This is a genomic window from Streptomyces minutiscleroticus (assembly GCF_014650875.1).
GTDB classification, from domain to species: Bacteria; Actinomycetota; Actinomycetes; order Streptomycetales; family Streptomycetaceae; genus Streptomyces; species Streptomyces minutiscleroticus.
The window spans coordinates 20,152-36,326 of record NZ_BMVU01000016.1 but is presented as its reverse complement, the minus strand read 5'-3'; the positions used below and the strand labels follow the sequence as shown (position 1 = coordinate 36,326).

Below are 16,175 nucleotides of genomic sequence, written 5' to 3'. Positions count from 1 at the left end.
CCCCTCTCCGGAGCCTCGCGGTTCATGCCCGTCCCGAACCCTTTCGCCGTCCCGCGTATTCCGTCTCCGGGCCTCCGCGCCGGTCACCCGGCTCCCGCTCCCCGGCCTCCTGCCCCTGGTTTCCGGGCTCCCGCTTCCCGGCTCCTGCCCCTGGTTCCCTGGCTTCCGTTCCCCGTTCCCCGTTCCCCGCGTTCCCGTTCCCGGCTCCTGCCCCCGGCGGTCCCGCCGTCACCAGCGAATCGGCACCGGTACCGCGGTGAGCAGGGCCGACACCGCCACGACCGCGCCGAGCACCACCACCTCCGCGCGTGCGGGGACGTACGCGGCCGACGGGTCGGCGGCGCGGCGCAGCCCGCGGCGCGCCCTCAGGGCGAGGACGGCGACGACGGCCACGAACAGCACCTTGGCGAGCAGGACGCGCCCGTACGCGGTCGTCGTGAGCTGCTCCAGGACCGTCTCGGGCGGCATCCGGCGCAGGGTGCTGCACACGCCCGTCGCGGTGACGGCGGCGAACAGGACGGCCGCCACGCGCGCGTAGAGGCCCAGCAGGGCCGCGCCCGCCGGACCGCGCCACAGCCGCGACAGGCGCAGCGCGTGCAGCAGGCCGCCCGTCCACAGGACGGCGCACGTCACGTGGACGAGCGTCAGTGCGGAGCCGACGAGCGGACTGTGCTCGTTGACGGGATGGGCCCGCAGCGCCTCCGCGACGGCCACCGCGGCGAGCGGCCACACCTGGGCCGCCGGGCGCCGCGAGAGCGCGCACAGGCCCGCCACGACGAACGCGTTGACCTCCAGGAGCGCCAGCGCCCCGTCCCGGGTCCGGTAGAGGCCGCCGATGTCGATGTCGGACAGCCGGTCCGGCAGCAGGTTGCCGGTGGCGACGACGGAGGCGAGGCCCAGCGCGGCCACGCACCCCGCGGCCGCCGCGGCGGGCGCCCGACTGCGCGGCCGCTTTGGTGCGGCGCCGGGCACCCGGCGGGCCAGCCGGCCGACGAGCAGCTCGCCCGCCGGGACGCACAGCGCGGCGAACAGGACCGTGCGCAGCAGGGTGATGCCGCCGGTCCCGGGCGCCTCCGCCTCGCCCGTGCCGCTGAGCGCGGCCGACGGGCCGAGCAGCGGCACGAGCGCGGCGACGGCGACCAGGACGAGCACGGCGGCGGACCGGCCGGCCGCGGCCCGCCGCCCCGGTATGCGGTCGGGGTCCGCGGTCCCGGCGGCCTCGCTCCCGGCGGCCTCGGCCCCGGCCCCGGCCGCCTCTTCTGCCCCTCCTGCCGGACCTGCCGGACCTGCCGGACCGGTCGGTCCCGTGGGGCGTGCCGGGCTCGGCGCGCTCGTCGTGTCGGCGGTCGGTCTCGTCGGACTCATCCCAGGATCCTCGCGAAGCGCCCGAGAACCGGGCAAGTCGAGGACGACAAACGGGAGAACGGAATTCCGGAACGTCGTCGCGTCCACGGCGGGACGCGACGAACGGGGGAGGGCACGGGGACCTCGTTCACTCCCAGCGCGCGGGCTGCGCGCCCCAGGGACCCGGCGGCCGCGACCAGTCGGCCGGGCCGCCGGCGAAGGAGACGGGCGGCAGCGCGTACCGCAGCCGCCCGAGCGGGCTGCCGGTCTCGCCCAGCCAGGCGTCCGGACCGGTGTACGGGGCGTCCGCGGCCACGGCCACGGGCGCGACGGCGCCGGTGTCCTCCTCCGGCCGGCCGCGGCCGCCGTCCCGGCCCCGTCCCTTCCCGCCGCCCCCGGTGCCGCCGAGCCCCCGTGTCAGCCACGTCGCCGTACGGGCCAGCGCCAGGCGGGCGTACCGCGTGCCGCCCTCCTCCGCCTGCTCGGTGAGCGCCCGCAGGACCGCCGCCGCCAGGAGGTGCCCGGTGCCGTGGTCCAGGGCCTGGGCGGGCAGCGCGCCCGGCCGGTCCGGGCCGCCCTCGACGCTCGCGATGCCGGTCGCCACCTGCACCAGGCTGTCGAAGCCGCGCCGCCCGGCCCACGGTCCGCCCCCGCCCCACGCCGACACCTGGGCCACCACGATTCCGGGCCTGCGCGCGGCCAGCGCCTCGGGGGTGAGCCCGAAGCGGTCCAGCGCGCCGGGCCGGTAGCCGGTGACGACCACGTCCGCCGAGGCCAGCAGCGACGCGAAGGCGTCCCGGTCGGTACCGAGGTCGAGCGTGGCGGACCGCTTGCCGAAGCCGGTGTCCGCGTGCTGGTCGGGGAGTTCCGGCAGCCAGGGGGCGTCCAGGCGCAGCACGTCGGCGCCGAGCAGGGCGAGGGTGCGGGTGGCGACCGGTCCGGCGATCACCCGGGTGAGGTCCAGCACGCGCAGCCCGGCCATGGGCAGCAGGGGGCCGCCGGCGAGGGGCGGAAAGACGCGCGCGGGGGCGGAGTCCAGCCGGCCGCGCTCCAGCAGGTCCTGCCCGGCCACCGCCGCGCCGTGCGGGTGCACGGCCCACTCCCCGGGCGTGCGCAGGGCCACCGCGAGCCCGCCCGCCGCGTACACCTCCTCCTCCACCGCACGGGCGGACCGCCCGGCGAGCTCCGCGGCGACGGCGTCCGCCGACGCGTCGGGCGGGAGCCCCAGCGCGCCGAGGAACCTCGCGCGGTGGTGCGGGTAGTTGGCGTGCGTGCGCAGCGTGCCGTCCGCCGTCCGCCAGAACCGGGACAGGGGCGCGAAGTTCACGGGCGCCCTGCCGTCCACGAGCAGATGCCGTTCGCTGGTGAACGCCGTGGCCACGGCCCCGTCGTCCACCCGCACCGCGGGCACGTCGCGCCCGGTGCGGCGGGCGGTCAGCTCCGCGGCCGCCAGCGCGCAGGCCGCCACGCACGCCCGCGCCAGCTCCCGTACGGGCAGCCGCGCGGGCAGCGCCCCCTCGCGGACGACCGCCGAGACGCGGGAGAGGAGGGCGGGGTCCCCGCCCAGCCGCTTCCACGCGTACTCCGCCCCCACGTACTCCGCCCCCGCGGCCGCCTCGTCCACCGCACCGTGCGCCGCCTCGTCCGCTTCCCGGCCCGTCCCGGTCACGCGCCTCTCCCGTCCGTCTCTCCGCCGTCCCGGCCGCACGCCTCCCGCGTCTCCGGCCAGGGCGTACGGCCCGCCTTCCGTCCCGGCCCCGTCGTACGGCTTTCCGGCCGTCCCCGTCCCCGTCCACGACGCGCCGGGGCCGGACGCGTCACGCGTCCGGCCCCGGTCGTGTGCGCGCAGAGGACCGTCCCGGGTCCCCGCGCGGCGTGCGCCTACTTCGTCACCGCGTCCAGCGCGTCGGCGGTGCCCCAGCCGTAGAAGCCGTTGCGGAGCTTGGAGCCCTCGCAGACCGCGTCCGTCTCGCCGTCGCCGTCGATGTCGTACGGCTCGGTGCACGGCGTGGCGTCGGCCTCCGCGTACAGCAGGGTCTTCACCAGCGCGGGCGTGGCGTGCGGGTGCGTCGACCTGATGAGCGCGGCGACGCCCGCGACGTGCGGCGACGCCATCGACGTACCGGCCATGTAACCCCACGAGCCGCCGGGCAGCGTGCCCAGGATCAGACCGCTGGTGGCCGGGGGCGCCGGCGTCTGGTAGGCGGTCGAGTCGCCGCCGGGGGCCGCGATGTCGATGACGCCCAGACCGTAGTTGGAGAAGGACGACTTGATGCCCTTGGCGCCGGTCGAGGCGACCGTCACGACACCCGGGAGCTGGGTCGGGATGTCGAGGCACTTCGACGGGTCGATCTCGCGGTCCGAGGGGGTGGTGTCGTTGGGCGAGGACGGGTCGGTGATCGAGTCGGCCGCCAGGTCGTAGTTCTCGTTGCCCGCCGCCGCGACGTTGACGGTGCCCTTCCTCTCCGCGTACGACGAGGCGCGCTCGACCGCCTCGACCAGGGCCTTCTGGTCGGGGTCGTTCTTGCAGTTGAAGTACCACGGGTCGGTGTAATAGCTGTTGTTCGTCACGTCGACGTCGTGCTCGGCGGCCCACATGAAGCCGCAGACGACCGCCTCGGTGTAGAAGAAGCCCTCCGTGGTGGAGACCTTGATGCCGGAGACCTTCACGCCGGGCGCGACGCCCGTCATGCCGACGCCGTTCTTGGCGGCGGCTATCTCGCCCGCCACGTGCGTGCCGTGCGGGCTCTCCGCCGCGCCGGGCCGCCAGGCGCCGTCGGTGGTGTCCGGCTTGCCCGACACGCAGTTGACCGAGGCCTCGCGGTCGAAGTTCGGCGCGATGTCCGGGTGGGTGTCGTCGACGCCGGTGTCGATCACGGCGACGGTGACCTTGCTGCTGCCGAGCGACTTCTGGTGCGCCTTGTCCGCCTTGATGGCGGGCAGGTCCCACTGCAGCGACTCCAGCGGGTCCTGGCCCCCGGCCGCCTCGGCGTCGGCGGAGGCGACCTCCTCGGCGCTGAGCACCTTCGGCGTGCCCATGTCGGCCGTGGCCGCCGAGGGCAGCGGCGCGGTGCGGGTGGCGCCGGCCGACTCCACGCCGCGCACCTTGCGGATCTTCTTCGCGAAGTCGGCGTCCGAGGAGTGGACGACGATCACGCCGATCTTGTCGTACGACGTCACGATCGTGCCGCCGGCCGCGGTGACGGCCTTCTTGATCTGCGGGGACACCGTGCCGGCGCGGACGTTGACCACGTAGCTGAGCGACTCGGCGTCGGCGGAGGCGGTGGCCGCCGCGGTGCCGGCGGCCAGGGAGGCGTCGGTGTCGGCGGCGGAGGCGGTGGCGTTCGGCAGGAAGGCCAGGGCCGTGGCGAGGGCCATGCCGAGCGGGACGGCCGCGGCGCGGCGGGAGCGCGGGAGGGACGCGGTCATGGGATCTCCAGTTCGTTCGTCGGAGGAAGGGGTCCGTGCGGGCGGCGCCGCGGGCGCGGGGCGCCGGACGTCCGGGACGTGCGGGGGTCCGGGGGAGGGGAGGAGGGGTACGGCGCGGTGCCTCCCCGCGGCCCGCCCCCGCGCGCCGGTGCTCCGTGCCGGCGGGCGGCAGGGGCGCGGCGCGCGGCGGACGGCCGGGCTACTTGACGGCCTTCAGCGCGTTCACGACGCCGGCGCCGTAGAAGCCGTTCGCGCGGGGACCGCCCTCGCAGGTGGCGTCCACGACGCCGTCGCCGTCGCCGTCGTAGGGCTCGCTCGGGCACGCCTTCGCGTCGGCCTGGGCCTTGAGCAGCGCCTGCAGCTGCGCCGGGCCGGCGTGCGGGTGCGTGGACTTCAGCAGCGCGGCGACGCCCGCGACGTGCGGCGAGGCCATGGACGTGCCCTGCAGGAACCCGTACTCGCCGCCCGGCAGCGTGGACAGGATGCGGCCGTTGGCCGACGGGGTGTCCGGGATCTGGTACTTGTCGCCGCCCGGCGCCGCGACGTCGACGACGCCCCTGCCGTAGGTCGAGTAGTAGGACTTGGCGCCCTTCACGCCGGTGGCGCTGACCGTGACCACGCCCGGGAGCTGGGTCGGCACGTCGAAGCACGTGTGCGGGTCGATCGTGCGCGTGACCGCGGTGGAGTCGTCGGGGCTGGTGTCGTCGACGATCGCGTCGGAGTCCAGGTCGTGGTTGGAGTTGCCCGCCGAGGCGACGTTGAGGGTGCCCTTCTTCTGGGCGTACAGCTGGGCCCTGTTGACCGCGTCGACGATCGCGCGCTGGTCCGGGTCGTCCAGGCAGTTGTAGAGCCAGGGGTCCACGTAGTAGCTGTTGTTCGTGATCTCCACGCCGTGGTCGGCGGCGAACACGAAGGCGCAGACGACGTTCTCCGGGTAGAAGAGGCCGTTGTCCGGGTCGCTCACCTTGATGCCGGCGACCTTGACGCCGGGGGCGACGCCGGCGACGCCGACGCCGTTGCGGGCCGCGGCTATCTCACCGGCCACGTGCGTGCCGTGGTAGTCCTCGGCCGGGTCGTACGGGCGCCAGGCGCCCTCGCTGGTGTCGGCCTTGCCGCCGACGCAGTTCGCGGACTGCGCCGCGGAGAAGTTGGGGGCCAGGTCCGGGTGGGTGTCGTCGACGCCGGTGTCGATCACGGCGACGGTCACCCCGCGGCTGCCGGGGTCGATCCTCGCGGCCTTGTCGGCGCCTATCGCGCGCAGGTCCCACTGGTCGGCCTCCAGGGGCTCCGCGCCCTCGGCGCCGCGCGCGGCGGTCCGCTTCGCCTCCGCCGCCGTCAGGCGCTGCACGGCGCCCTCGTCCGTCGTGCCGGCGGCGGTCAGCGGCGCCGTGCGGGTCGCGCCCGCCGACTGCACCCCGCGCACCGCGCGGATGCGCTCCGCGAAGTCCGTGGCGGCCGAGTGGACGACGATCACGCCGATCTTCTCGTACGTGGTGACGACCGTCCCCCCGGCCCGGGCTATCGCCTTCTCCACCGTCGCTGTCGTGCGGTGGTCCGTCCGGGTGTTGACCACGTACGCCAGGGACGGTCCGTCCGCGGCCGCCGTCGCGGGCGCGGTGCGCTCGGCGGCCGAGGCGACGCCGGGCAGGAAGCCGAGCGTGGCCGTCAGGGCCAGCGCGGCCGGCACGGCGAGGGCAGCCCGGCGTCTGGAACGCAGATGAGCCATGGGGTCTCCACATCATCCTGAGCGACACCCGCCCGGGCACAGGTGGTGTCGGGCAGGTACATGACGGGGTGGTGCAGGGCGACGCTATATCCCGTTCTTCCTGGCCAGCAACGTTTTCCGGAAATGACTTCGAAAAGAGCGGCGGGGAATTGAACCGCTCCCCGGGCTGCGCCGTGCCCTTGTGCAGGAAGCGCGGACCCGGCCCGGCCCCCTGTCGGATCTCGGCCCGTGGCTCTACCATCGCGACCCGATCCGCGTGATCCACGTCACGACCGGGCCGTTGTCCCGTGCTGCCCGCCGTCCGTGCTTCCCGGTCCCTGTCCGCCGCCGTCCACCACCGACACCGCACCCGCACCGCGAGGAGACCCCGTGGCCACCGACGCACCGCCACCCTCGAAATCACAGCCCCCGCTCCCCTCCACCGAGGAGTTCGTCGAGGTCCAGCAGAGCGCGGAGTTCGGTGAACTGCGCCGCGCGCACCGCTCGTTCGCCTTCCCGCTGACCGTCGCCTTCATCGCCTGGTACCTGCTGTACGTCCTGCTGTCGAACTACGCGGGCGGCTTCATGGGCACCAAGCTGTTCGGCAACATCAACGTGGCCCTGGTCCTGGGCCTCGCCCAGTTCCTCACCACCTTCCTCATCGCCTGGTGGTACTCGCGGCACGCCGCCACGAAGCTCGACCCCAGGGCCGAGGCGATCAAGTCCCGGATGGAGGGCGGCGCATGAGCCCCGCGATCACCCAGGTCCAGCAGCTCCAGCTCGCCGCGGGCGAGGCGAGCGAGCACCGGCCGCTGATCATCACCCTGTTCTCGGTCTTCGTGGTGGCCACCCTCGTCATCACCGTGTGGGCCGGCCGGCAGACCAAGGACGCCGCCGACTTCTACGCGGGCGGACGCCAGTTCTCCGGCTTCCAGAACGGCCTCGCCGTCTCCGGCGACTACATGTCCGCCGCGTCGTTCCTCGGCATCGCGGGCGCCATCGCCCTGTTCGGGTACGACGGCTTCCTGTACTCCATCGGCTTCCTCGTCGCCTGGCTGGTGGCGCTGCTGCTGGTCGCCGAGCCGCTGCGCAACTCGGGGCGCTACACGATGGGCGACGTCCTCGCGTACCGCATGCGCCAGCGCCCGGTGCGCACCGCCGCCGGCGCCTCCACCATCGTCGTGTCGATCTTCTACCTGCTGGCGCAGATGGCGGGCGCGGGCGTCCTCGTCTCGCTGCTCCTCGGCATCACCAGCGACGGCGGCAAGATCGCCATCGTCGCCCTGGTCGGCGTCCTGATGATCGTCTACGTCACCATCGGCGGCATGAAGGGCACCACCTGGGTGCAGATGGTCAAGGCCGTCCTGCTGATCTTCGGCACCCTCCTGATCACCTTCCTGGTGCTGCTGAAGTTCGACTTCAACGTCTCCGACCTGCTGGGCTCGGCCGCCGAGAACAGCGGCAAGGGCGCGGCCTTCCTGGAGCCGGGCCTGAAGTACGGCCTCACCGCGACGTCCAAGCTGGACTTCCTCTCGCTGGGCATCGCGCTGGTCCTGGGCACCGCGGGCCTGCCGCACATCCTGATCCGCTTCTACACCGTCCCGACGGCCAAGGCCGCCCGCAAGTCGGTGAACTGGGCCATCGGCATCATCGGCGCCTTCTACCTGATGACCATCGCCCTCGGCTTCGGCGCGGCCGCGCTGATCAAGCCGGACGAGATCATCGCCTCCAACAAGGCGGGCAACACGGCCGCGCCGCTGCTCGCCCTGCACCTGGGCGGCGTCGACTCCAGCTGGGGCGCCATCCTGCTCGCCACCATCTCGGCGGTCGCCTTCGCCACCATCCTCGCGGTGGTCGCGGGCCTGACCCTCGCCTCGTCCTCGTCGTTCGCGCACGACATCTACGCCAACGTCATCAAGAAGGGGCAGGCCACCGAGAAGGAGGAGGTCAGGGCCGCGCGCTGGGCGACCGTCGCCATCGGCGTCGTCTCCATCGCCCTGGGCGCCCTCGCCCGCGACCTCAACGTCGCCGGCCTGGTGGCCCTCGCCTTCGCCGTCGCCGCCTCCGCGAACCTGCCGACCATCCTCTACAGCCTGTTCTGGAAGCGGTTCACCACCCAGGGCGCGCTGTGGTCGATCTACGGCGGCCTGGCCTCGGCGGTGCTCCTGGTGCTGTTCTCGCCGGTGGTCTCGGGCAAGGAGACGTCGATGTTCCCCGACGTCGACTTCCACTGGTTCCCGCTGGAGAACCCGGGCCTGATCTCCATCCCGGTCGGCTTCCTGCTGGGCTGGATCGGCACGCTGCTGTCCAAGGAGGAGCCGGACGCCGGCAAGTACGCCGAGCTGGAGGTCCGTTCCCTCACGGGCACCGGGGCGCACTGACGCCCCGTCGGGGCGCGGGCACCGCGGTGCCCGCGCCCCGGCCCCGCGGCCGCGCCGTGGCACCCTGCGACGCGGCCGCGCGGCGTCCCGTGCGACCGGACCGCACACGTTGTCGGTGACGTCGCGTAGGCTCGCCGGAGCAGGGAACCGGACAAGCGGGCCGTCCCGGCGCGGACGGCCGGAGCCCGACGAAGGGGAGAGGGGGCCAGGTGCTCGTCGACACCTACGGCCGCGCGGCCACGGACCTCCGTGTCTCGCTGACCGACCGGTGCAATCTGCGTTGCACGTACTGCATGCCGGAGGAGGGCCTGCAGTGGCTGGCCAAGCCCGACCTCCTGACGGACGACGAGATCGTCCGCCTCGTCGGCATCGCCGTCCGCGACCTGGGGATCACCGAGGTCCGCTTCACCGGCGGCGAGCCGCTGCTGCGCCCCGGGCTGCCCGGCATCGTGGAGCGCGTGGCCGCCCTGGAGCCCCGGCCGCAGATCTCCCTGACCACGAACGGCATCGGCCTGCGGCGCACGGCCGCCGCCCTGAGGGCCGCGGGCCTGGACCGGGTCAACGTCTCGCTGGACACGCTCCGTCCCGACGTCTTCAAGACCCTCACCCGCCGCGACCGCCACAAGGACGTCCTGGAGGGCCTCGAGGCCGCCCGCGACGCGGGTCTGACCCCCGTGAAGGTCAACACCGTCCTGATGCCGGGCCTGAACGACGACGAGGCCCCCGACCTCCTGGCCTGGGCCGTCGAGCACGACTACGAACTGCGCTTCATCGAGCAGATGCCCCTGGACGCCCAGCACGGCTGGAAGCGCGAGGGCATGGTCACCGCCGGCGACATCCTCGCCTCGCTGCGCACGCGCTTCACGCTCACGCCCGAGGGCTCCGAGGAGCGCGGCTCCGCCCCGGCCGAGCGCTGGGTCGTGGACGGCGGCCCGCACCGCGTCGGCGTGATCGCCTCGGTCACCCGCCCGTTCTGCGCGGCCTGCGACCGCACCCGGCTGACGGCCGACGGGCAGGTGCGGACGTGCCTGTTCGCCCGCGAGGAGACGGACCTGCGCGCCGCGCTGCGCTCGGACGCCCCCGACGAGGAGATCGCCCGGATCTGGCGGCTCGCGATGTGGGGCAAGAAGGCCGGCTCGGGCCTCGACGACCCGACGTTCCTCCAGCCCGACCGGCCGATGTCGGCGATCGGCGGCTGACCGCCCGCCCGGGGCCCGTCAGTCCGTACGGTCGGCGGGGTCCAGGGAGGCCGCCTGTGCCGCCTCCCACTCCGCGAGCGGCACGACGTCCTTGAGGAAACCGCGTACGCCGAGGAACTGCGACAGGTGCTCGCGGTGCTCCTCGCAGGCGAGCCAGGTCTTGCGGCGCTCGGGCGTGTGCAGCTTCGGGTTGTTCCACGCCAGCACCCACACCGCGTCGGCACGGCAGCCCTTGGCGGAGCAGACGGGGGAGGAGGGCTCGGTGCCGGGGACGTTCAGGTTCACGCACCGACCCTAACGCGTGCGCGGGGACGCGAGGACGCCGCGTCGGGGCGCGCACAAGGCGACGCCGAGCAGCCACGGGGGGAGCTGCCCGGCGTCGGTCCGTCGCTCCGACGGGGGATGCGGAGCGCGTACGCAGTATGTCACGGGGGACCCGTCGACCGGCACCGGAACAACATGATTGATCTGAGCTTTTACCCGCCGCCGTACAACCTTCCCGGCGGCCGCCGCGTCGGACGGCCCGCCGCCCGGCCGCCGGACCGGGTCACGCCCCCCGGGATCAGGCCCGCTCGTGCGGTCCGCCCCCCGCGGGACCGGCCGCGTCCTCCGGGACGGATTCCGCGGAGCCGTCCTGCCGCGGCGCGGTCAGCATGGGGCGGACCGGCGCGGTGACGAAGGTGGACGGCAGCGACGGCGCGTTCTCCCGCCCCGCGTTGGCGATCACGACGGCGATGTAGGGGAGCACCATGCCGAGGGCGAGCGCGACGATCGCCACGTGCCGCTCGACGTTCCACAGGACGGCCGCGAGGACCACCGACACCGTGCGGATCGACATCGAGATGACGTACCGGCGCTGCCGGCCGCGCACGTCCTCCGCGAGCCCCTGCCGGGCCCCGGTGATCCGGAACACCTGGGCACCGCCGGCCTGCTTGCGCATCACGTTCCACCATCCGCCCGTACGGCACGCTCCCCTGCCCCGCACCCGGTCGGGGGGCGAGGCCCGAACACCCCCACGGTACGCCGTGGCCCGGCGGCCTTCGAGACCGGGGGCGGAGGCGGACCGGAGCACGGCGGCTGCGCCGTCCCCCGTACGGACGCCTCGACGTGCGCCGTATGGCGGACGGACCGAGACTGGGCGTACTGCTCGTGTAGGGCCGTTCAAGGAGGCAGCCATGGGCTGGTTGTGGGCAATCATCGTCGGTTTCGTGCTGGGCCTGCTGGCCAAGGCCATCATCCCGGGCAAGCAGCACAGCCCGCTGTGGCTGACGACGATCTTCGGCATCATCGGCGGCATCGTCGGCAACGCGCTCGCCCGGGCCTTCGGCATCGAGGCCACCCCGGGCATCGACTGGGGGCGGCACGTCCTCCAGGTCGTGGCGGCCGTGGTGATCGTCTTCATCGGTGACATGCTCTACACGGCCATGCGCGGCAACCGGGGGGAGCGCAGGCAGCGCGCCTGACGGCGGTCGCGCCCGCCGGACGTGCGAGACGTGCGAGACGTGCGAAGGGGCGGTGACCGCGACGTGTCGCGGTCACCGCCCCTTCGCACGCACCGTCCCGCGGCGGCCGTACGCCACCGGAGGCCGTACGCCGCCGGCGGGCACGGCCGTCCCGGGCAGCCGCCCGGCCGGGCCGCCGGATGACCGGTCCGCCCGGCCGCCGAGCGGCCGGGAAGTCCGGGCCCCGGCCCGGCTCAGCCCTCGGCGCCGGTGACCTCCACCGCCGCCAGGTTCTTCTTGCCGCGGCGCAGCACGAGCCAGCGGCCGTGCAGCAGGTCCTCGGCGGCGGGGACCGTGTCCTCGGCGGCGACCTTCACGTTGTTCACGTACGCGCCGCCCTCCTTGACCGTGCGGCGCGCGGCGGACTTGCTGGCCACCAGGCCGGCCTCCGCGAACAGGTCCACCACAGGCCCGAGTTCGGCGACCCGGATGTGCGGCACCTCGGAGAGGGCCGCCGCCAGCGTCCGGTCGTCGAGCTCCGTGAGGTCGCCCTGGCCGAACAGGGCCTTGGACGCGGCGATCACGGCGGCCGTCTGGTCGGCGCCGTGCACCAGCGTCGTCAGCTCCTCGGCGAGCGCGCGCTGCGCGGCCCGGGCCTGCGGGCGCTCCTCGGTCTGCCGCTCCAGCTCCTCCAGCTCCTCGCGGGACCTGAAGGACAGGATGCGCAGGTAGCGCGAGACGTCCCGGTCGTCCGTGTTCAGCCAGAACTGGTAGAACGCGTACGGCGTCGTCATCTCCGGGTCGAGCCAGACGGCGCCGCTCTCGCTCTTGCCGAACTTGGTGCCGTCCGCCTTGGTCATCAGCGGCGTCGCCAGCGCGTGCACGGTGGCGTCCGGCTCCAGCCGGTGGATCAGGTCCAGGCCGGCCGTGAGGTTGCCCCACTGGTCGCTGCCGCCCTGCTGGAGCGTGCAGCCGTACCGCCGGTACAGCTGGAGGAAGTCCATGGCCTGGAGGAGCTGGTAGCTGAACTCCGTGTAGCTGATGCCCTCGGAGGACTCCAGGCGCCGGGCGACCGACTCTTTCGTCAGCATCTTGTTGACGCGGAAGTGCTTGCCGATGTCGCGGAGGAACTCGATCGCGGAGAGGCCCTGCGTCCAGTCGAGGTTGTTGACCATGACCGCGGCGTTCTCGCCCTCGAAGGACAGGAACGGCTCGATCTGGCTGCGCAGCCGCCCGACCCAGCCGGCGACCGTCTCCGGCGAGTTCAGCGTGCGCTCCGCGGTCGGGCGTGGGTCGCCGATCTGCCCGGTCGCGCCGCCCACTAGCGCCAGCGGCCGGTGGCCGGCCTGCTGGAGCCGGCGCACGGTGAGCACCTGCACCAGGTGCCCCACGTGCAGGGAGGCCGCGGTCGGGTCGAAGCCGCAATAGAACGTGACGGGACCGTCCGCGAGCGCCTTGCGCAAGGCGTCCTCGTCGGTGGACTGGGCGAAGAGCCCGCGCCACTTCAGGTCGTCGACGATGTCCGTCACGGTTCTCGTTCTCCTTGAATGATCTTCGAGGCGGTCGGCATGACCACCGTCTACGAGGTTATACGTCCCCGCCGGCAGCGCTCACGGCGTTTCCGGCGAGGCTCGCCTCACACGCCCTGGCTCACCGAGCTCATGTTGAAGTCCGGCACCCGCAGCGGCGGCATCGCGGCCCGCGTGAACCAGTCGCCCCACTCGCGCGGCAGCGTCCTCTCCGTGCGGCCCGCCTCGGTCGCGCGGCCCAGCAGGTCGACCGGCGACTCGTTGAAGCGGAAGTTGTTCACCTCGCCGGTGACCTCGCCGTTCTCGACGAGGTAGACACCGTCCCGGGTCAGCCCTGTGAGCAGCAGCGTCGCCGGGTCGACCTCGCGGATGTACCACAGGCAGGTCAGCAGCAGCCCGCGCTCGGTGCCGGCGACCATCTCCTCCAGGGAGCGGTCCGTGCCGCCGTCGAGGACGAGGTTGTCGATCGCCGGGGCCACCGGCCGACCGGTGAGGGCCGCGCTGTGCCGGGTCGTGGTCAGCCGCTCCAGGGTGCCCTCGCGGATCCAGTCGGTGGCCGTGAGCGGCAGCCCGTTGTCGAACACCGACGTGTCGCCCCCGGAGGAGTGGGCCAGCACGAACGGGGCGCTCTCCAGGCCCGGCGCGTGCGGGTCGCTGCGCAGGGTCAGCGGCAGCGCGGAGAGCCGGTCGCCGACGCGGGTGCCGCCGCCCGGCCGGGAGAACACCGTCCGGCCCTCGGCCGCGTCCCGCGCCGACGCCGACCACGTCTGGTAGATCAGCAGGTCCGCGACCGCGGTCGGCGGCAGCAGCGTCTCGTAGCGGCCCGCGGGCAGCTGCGTGCGCCGCTCGGCCCAGCCGAGGCGGACCGCCAGCTCCGCGTCGAGCGCCGCCGGGTCGACGTCCTTGAAGTCGCGCGTGGCCCGCCCGGCCCACGCCGAGCGCGTGCGGTCCGGCGACTTGGCGTTCAGCTCCAGCGTCCCGGTCGGCTGGTCGTGGCGCAGCCGCAGCCCCGTCGACGTGCCGAGGTAGCTGGAGACCAGCTCGTGGTTGGCGAAGCCGTACAGCTCGCGCCCGCCCGCCCGGGCGCGGGCGAAGGACTCGCCGAGCGCCGGCGCGAAGTCCGCGAAGACGGCCGAGGAGGTCTCGGCGGGCGCGTCCGTGAAGTCGGGCGACGGCTCGACGCCGGTCACCAGGGGCTGCGCGTCCTCGGCCGGACCGGCCCCGCGCGCGGCGGCCTCGGCGGCCCGCACCAGCGGCTCCAGCTCGTCCGCCGTCACCGCGGACCGGGACACGACGCCGGACGCCGTGCCCTCCTTGCCGTCGACGGTCGCGATCACGGTCAGCGTCCGTCCGCGGGTGACGCCGTTGGTGGTCAGGGCGTTGCCCGCCCAGCGCAGGTTGGCGGTCGAGCGCTCGTCCGCGATCACCACGCACCCGTCGGCCCGGGACAGCGCGAGGGCCCGTTCGACGATCTCGTGCGGCCTGGTCGTACGCGCGCTCATCGGCCCGCCTCCTGCGTGGTGTTCAGAATGTTGACGCCCCGGAAGAGGGCCGAGGGGCAGCCGTGCGAGACCGCGGCCACCTGGCCCGGCTGGGCCTTGCCGCAGTTGAAGGCGCCGCCCAGGACGTACGTCTGGGGGCCGCCGACCGCGGCCATCGAGCCCCAGAAGTCCGTGGTCGTCGCCTGGTACGCGACGTCCCGCAGCTGGCCCGCGAGCCGCCCGTTCTCGATCCTGAAGAAGCGCTGCCCGGTGAACTGGAAGTTGTAGCGCTGCATGTCGATCGACCAGGAGCGGTCGCCGACGACGTAGACGCCGCGCTCGACGCCGCCGATCAGGTCCTCGGTCGACAGGCCGCCCGGGTCGGGCTGGAGCGAGACGTTGGCCATGCGCTGCACGGGCACGTGCGCGGGGGAGTCGGCGTACGCGCAGCCGTTGGACCGCTCGAAGCCGGTCAGCCGGGCGATGCGCCGGTCCAGCTGGTAGCCGACGAGGCGGCCGTCCCTGACCAGGTCCCAGGACTGCCCGGCCACGCCCTCGTCGTCGTAGCCGACGGTGGCGAGCCCGTGCTCGGCGGTCCGGTCGCCCGTCACGTTCATCAGCTCGGAGCCGTACTTCAGCTTCCCCAGCTTGTCGAAGGTGGCGAAGGAGGTCCCGGCGTACGCGGCCTCGTAGCCCAGCGCGCGGTCCAGCTCGGTGGCGTGCCCGATGGACTCGTGGATGGTCAGCCAGAGGTTGGAGGGGTCCACGACCAGGTCGTACACCCCGGCCTGCACGCTCGGCGCGCGCATCTTCTCGGCGAGCAGCTCCGGGATCTGTTCGAGTTCGCCCTCCCAGTCCCAGCCGGTGCCCGTCAGGTACTCCCAGCCGCGCCCCACCGGCGGCGCGAGGGTGCGCATCGAGTCGAACTCGCCGCTGGAGGAGTCGACCGCGACGGCCGTCAGCTGCGGGTGCAGCCGCACGCGCTGCTGCGTGGTCACGGTGCCCGCCGTGTCCGCGTAGAACTTGTTCTCGTGCACGGTGAGCAGCGAGGCGTCCACGTGGTCCACGCCGTCGGCCGCCAGCAGCCGCGCGCTGAAGTCCGCCAGCAGTCCCGACTTCTCCTCGTCCGGCACGGAGAAGGGGTCCACCTCGTAGGAGGAGACCCAGGTCCTGTCGCTGTGCACGGGCTCGTCGGCCAGCTCCACGCGCTCGTCGGACCCGGCCGCCCTGATCACCTGCGCGGACAGCTTCGCCATGGCGACCGCCTGCGAGGCGACCCGCGCGGCCGCGTCCATGCTCAGGTCCACGCCGGAGGCGAACCCCCAGGTGCCCCCGTGCACGACCCGGACCGCGTACCCGAGGTCCGTGGTGTCCGAGGAGCCCGCCGGCCTGGCGTCCCGCAGCCGCCAGGAGGCGCTGCGCACCCGCTCGAACCGGAAGTCCGCGTGCTCGGCGCCGAGCGCACGGGCCCGCGCGAGCGCCGCGTCGGCCAGGGCCCTCAGCGGCAGCGCCAGGAACGACTGATCGATGTCATGGGGCACGGGTGGGGTTCCCTTCGCGGTGTCCGCCTCTTGCGACCGTCTCCTGTGACCGTCGCGGGCAGTGAATCATCTCCCGCGGACCGGGCCCACCGGAAATGCGTACGAGCCGCGTGCCGGGTCCGTC

At 74.0% G+C, this 16,175-nt stretch carries 13 protein-coding genes; 4 read left to right on the top strand and 9 right to left on the bottom strand.

Annotated elements, in window-relative coordinates; translation table 11 throughout:
* Nucleotides 1-228: 228 nt before the first annotated feature.
* The 4 genes from IE271_RS17710 to IE271_RS17695 form a co-directional block, all read right to left on the bottom strand.
* A complete protein-coding gene (locus IE271_RS17710; protein WP_190191305.1) occupies nucleotides 229-1,365 on the bottom strand; it encodes a CopD family protein in 1,137 nt (378 codons plus the stop codon).
* Nucleotides 1,366-1,492: 127 nt separating this feature from the next.
* The gene (locus IE271_RS17705) at nucleotides 1,493-2,968 is read right to left on the bottom strand and encodes a CoA transferase (protein ID WP_373308784.1); all 1,476 of its coding nucleotides are present in this window, start codon (nucleotides 2,966-2,968) and stop codon (nucleotides 1,493-1,495) included.
* A gap of 257 nt (nucleotides 2,969-3,225) precedes the next feature.
* A complete protein-coding gene (locus IE271_RS17700) occupies nucleotides 3,226-4,773 on the bottom strand; it encodes a S8 family peptidase (RefSeq protein ID WP_190191304.1) in 1,548 nt (515 codons plus the stop codon).
* Nucleotides 4,774-4,972: 199 nt separating this feature from the next.
* On the bottom strand, nucleotides 4,973-6,499 hold the full coding sequence (locus IE271_RS17695) for a S8 family serine peptidase (RefSeq protein ID WP_190191303.1): 1,527 nt from the start codon (nucleotides 6,497-6,499) through the stop codon (nucleotides 4,973-4,975).
* A gap of 369 nt (nucleotides 6,500-6,868) precedes the next feature.
* Here IE271_RS17695 and IE271_RS17690 point away from each other — a divergent pair, with 369 nt between their 5' ends.
* The 3 genes from IE271_RS17690 (at nucleotide 6,869) to moaA (ending at nucleotide 10,058) form a co-directional block, all read left to right on the top strand.
* Nucleotides 6,869-7,225 carry a DUF485 domain-containing protein gene (locus tag IE271_RS17690; protein WP_190191302.1) on the top strand — a complete coding sequence of 119 codons (357 nt, stop codon included), beginning with the start codon at nucleotides 6,869-6,871 and terminating at the stop codon, nucleotides 7,223-7,225.
* On the top strand, nucleotides 7,222-8,859 hold the full coding sequence (locus IE271_RS17685) for a monocarboxylic acid transporter (RefSeq protein ID WP_190191301.1): 1,638 nt from the start codon (nucleotides 7,222-7,224) through the stop codon (nucleotides 8,857-8,859). Before IE271_RS17690 ends, IE271_RS17685 begins: the two co-directional genes overlap by 4 nt.
* Before the next feature lie 209 nt (nucleotides 8,860-9,068).
* Nucleotides 9,069-10,058 carry a GTP 3',8-cyclase MoaA gene (gene moaA / locus IE271_RS17680; RefSeq protein ID WP_190191300.1) on the top strand — a complete coding sequence of 330 codons (990 nt, stop codon included), beginning with the start codon at nucleotides 9,069-9,071 and terminating at the stop codon, nucleotides 10,056-10,058.
* Nucleotides 10,059-10,076: 18 nt separating this feature from the next.
* Here moaA and IE271_RS17675 read toward each other — a convergent pair whose 3' ends face one another.
* Both IE271_RS17675 and IE271_RS17670 read right to left on the bottom strand, forming a co-directional pair.
* Entirely contained in the window at nucleotides 10,077-10,337 is a 261-nt protein-coding gene (locus IE271_RS17675) for a hypothetical protein (protein ID WP_373308783.1), read from the bottom strand.
* 283 nt (nucleotides 10,338-10,620) lie between these two features.
* The gene (locus IE271_RS17670; protein WP_190191298.1) at nucleotides 10,621-10,998 is read right to left on the bottom strand and encodes a DUF3099 domain-containing protein; all 378 of its coding nucleotides are present in this window, start codon (nucleotides 10,996-10,998) and stop codon (nucleotides 10,621-10,623) included.
* Nucleotides 10,999-11,233: 235 nt separating this feature from the next.
* On the opposite strand from IE271_RS17670, the gene IE271_RS17665 reads away from it, so the two are divergent.
* Nucleotides 11,234-11,521 (top strand): GlsB/YeaQ/YmgE family stress response membrane protein, encoded by a 288-nt coding sequence (locus tag IE271_RS17665; RefSeq protein WP_190191297.1) that lies wholly within the window; start codon nucleotides 11,234-11,236, stop codon nucleotides 11,519-11,521.
* A gap of 233 nt (nucleotides 11,522-11,754) precedes the next feature.
* Here the strand turns inward: IE271_RS17665 and tyrS are convergent, their stop codons facing one another.
* The 3 genes from tyrS to IE271_RS17650 form a co-directional block, all read right to left on the bottom strand.
* Nucleotides 11,755-13,029, bottom strand: a complete 1,275-nt coding sequence (gene tyrS, locus IE271_RS17660; RefSeq protein ID WP_190191296.1) for a tyrosine--tRNA ligase — start codon at nucleotides 13,027-13,029, stop codon at nucleotides 11,755-11,757.
* Nucleotides 13,030-13,136: 107 nt separating this feature from the next.
* Nucleotides 13,137-14,531, bottom strand: coding sequence for a metallopeptidase TldD-related protein (locus IE271_RS17655; protein WP_190191295.1), 1,395 nt, complete (start codon nucleotides 14,529-14,531; stop codon nucleotides 13,137-13,139).
* Complete coding sequence (locus IE271_RS17650; protein ID WP_190191294.1) at nucleotides 14,528-16,051, bottom strand: TldD/PmbA family protein; 1,524 nt, start codon at nucleotides 16,049-16,051, stop codon at nucleotides 14,528-14,530. Before IE271_RS17650 ends, IE271_RS17655 begins: the two co-directional genes overlap by 4 nt.
* Nucleotides 16,052-16,175: the final 124 nt, after the last annotated feature.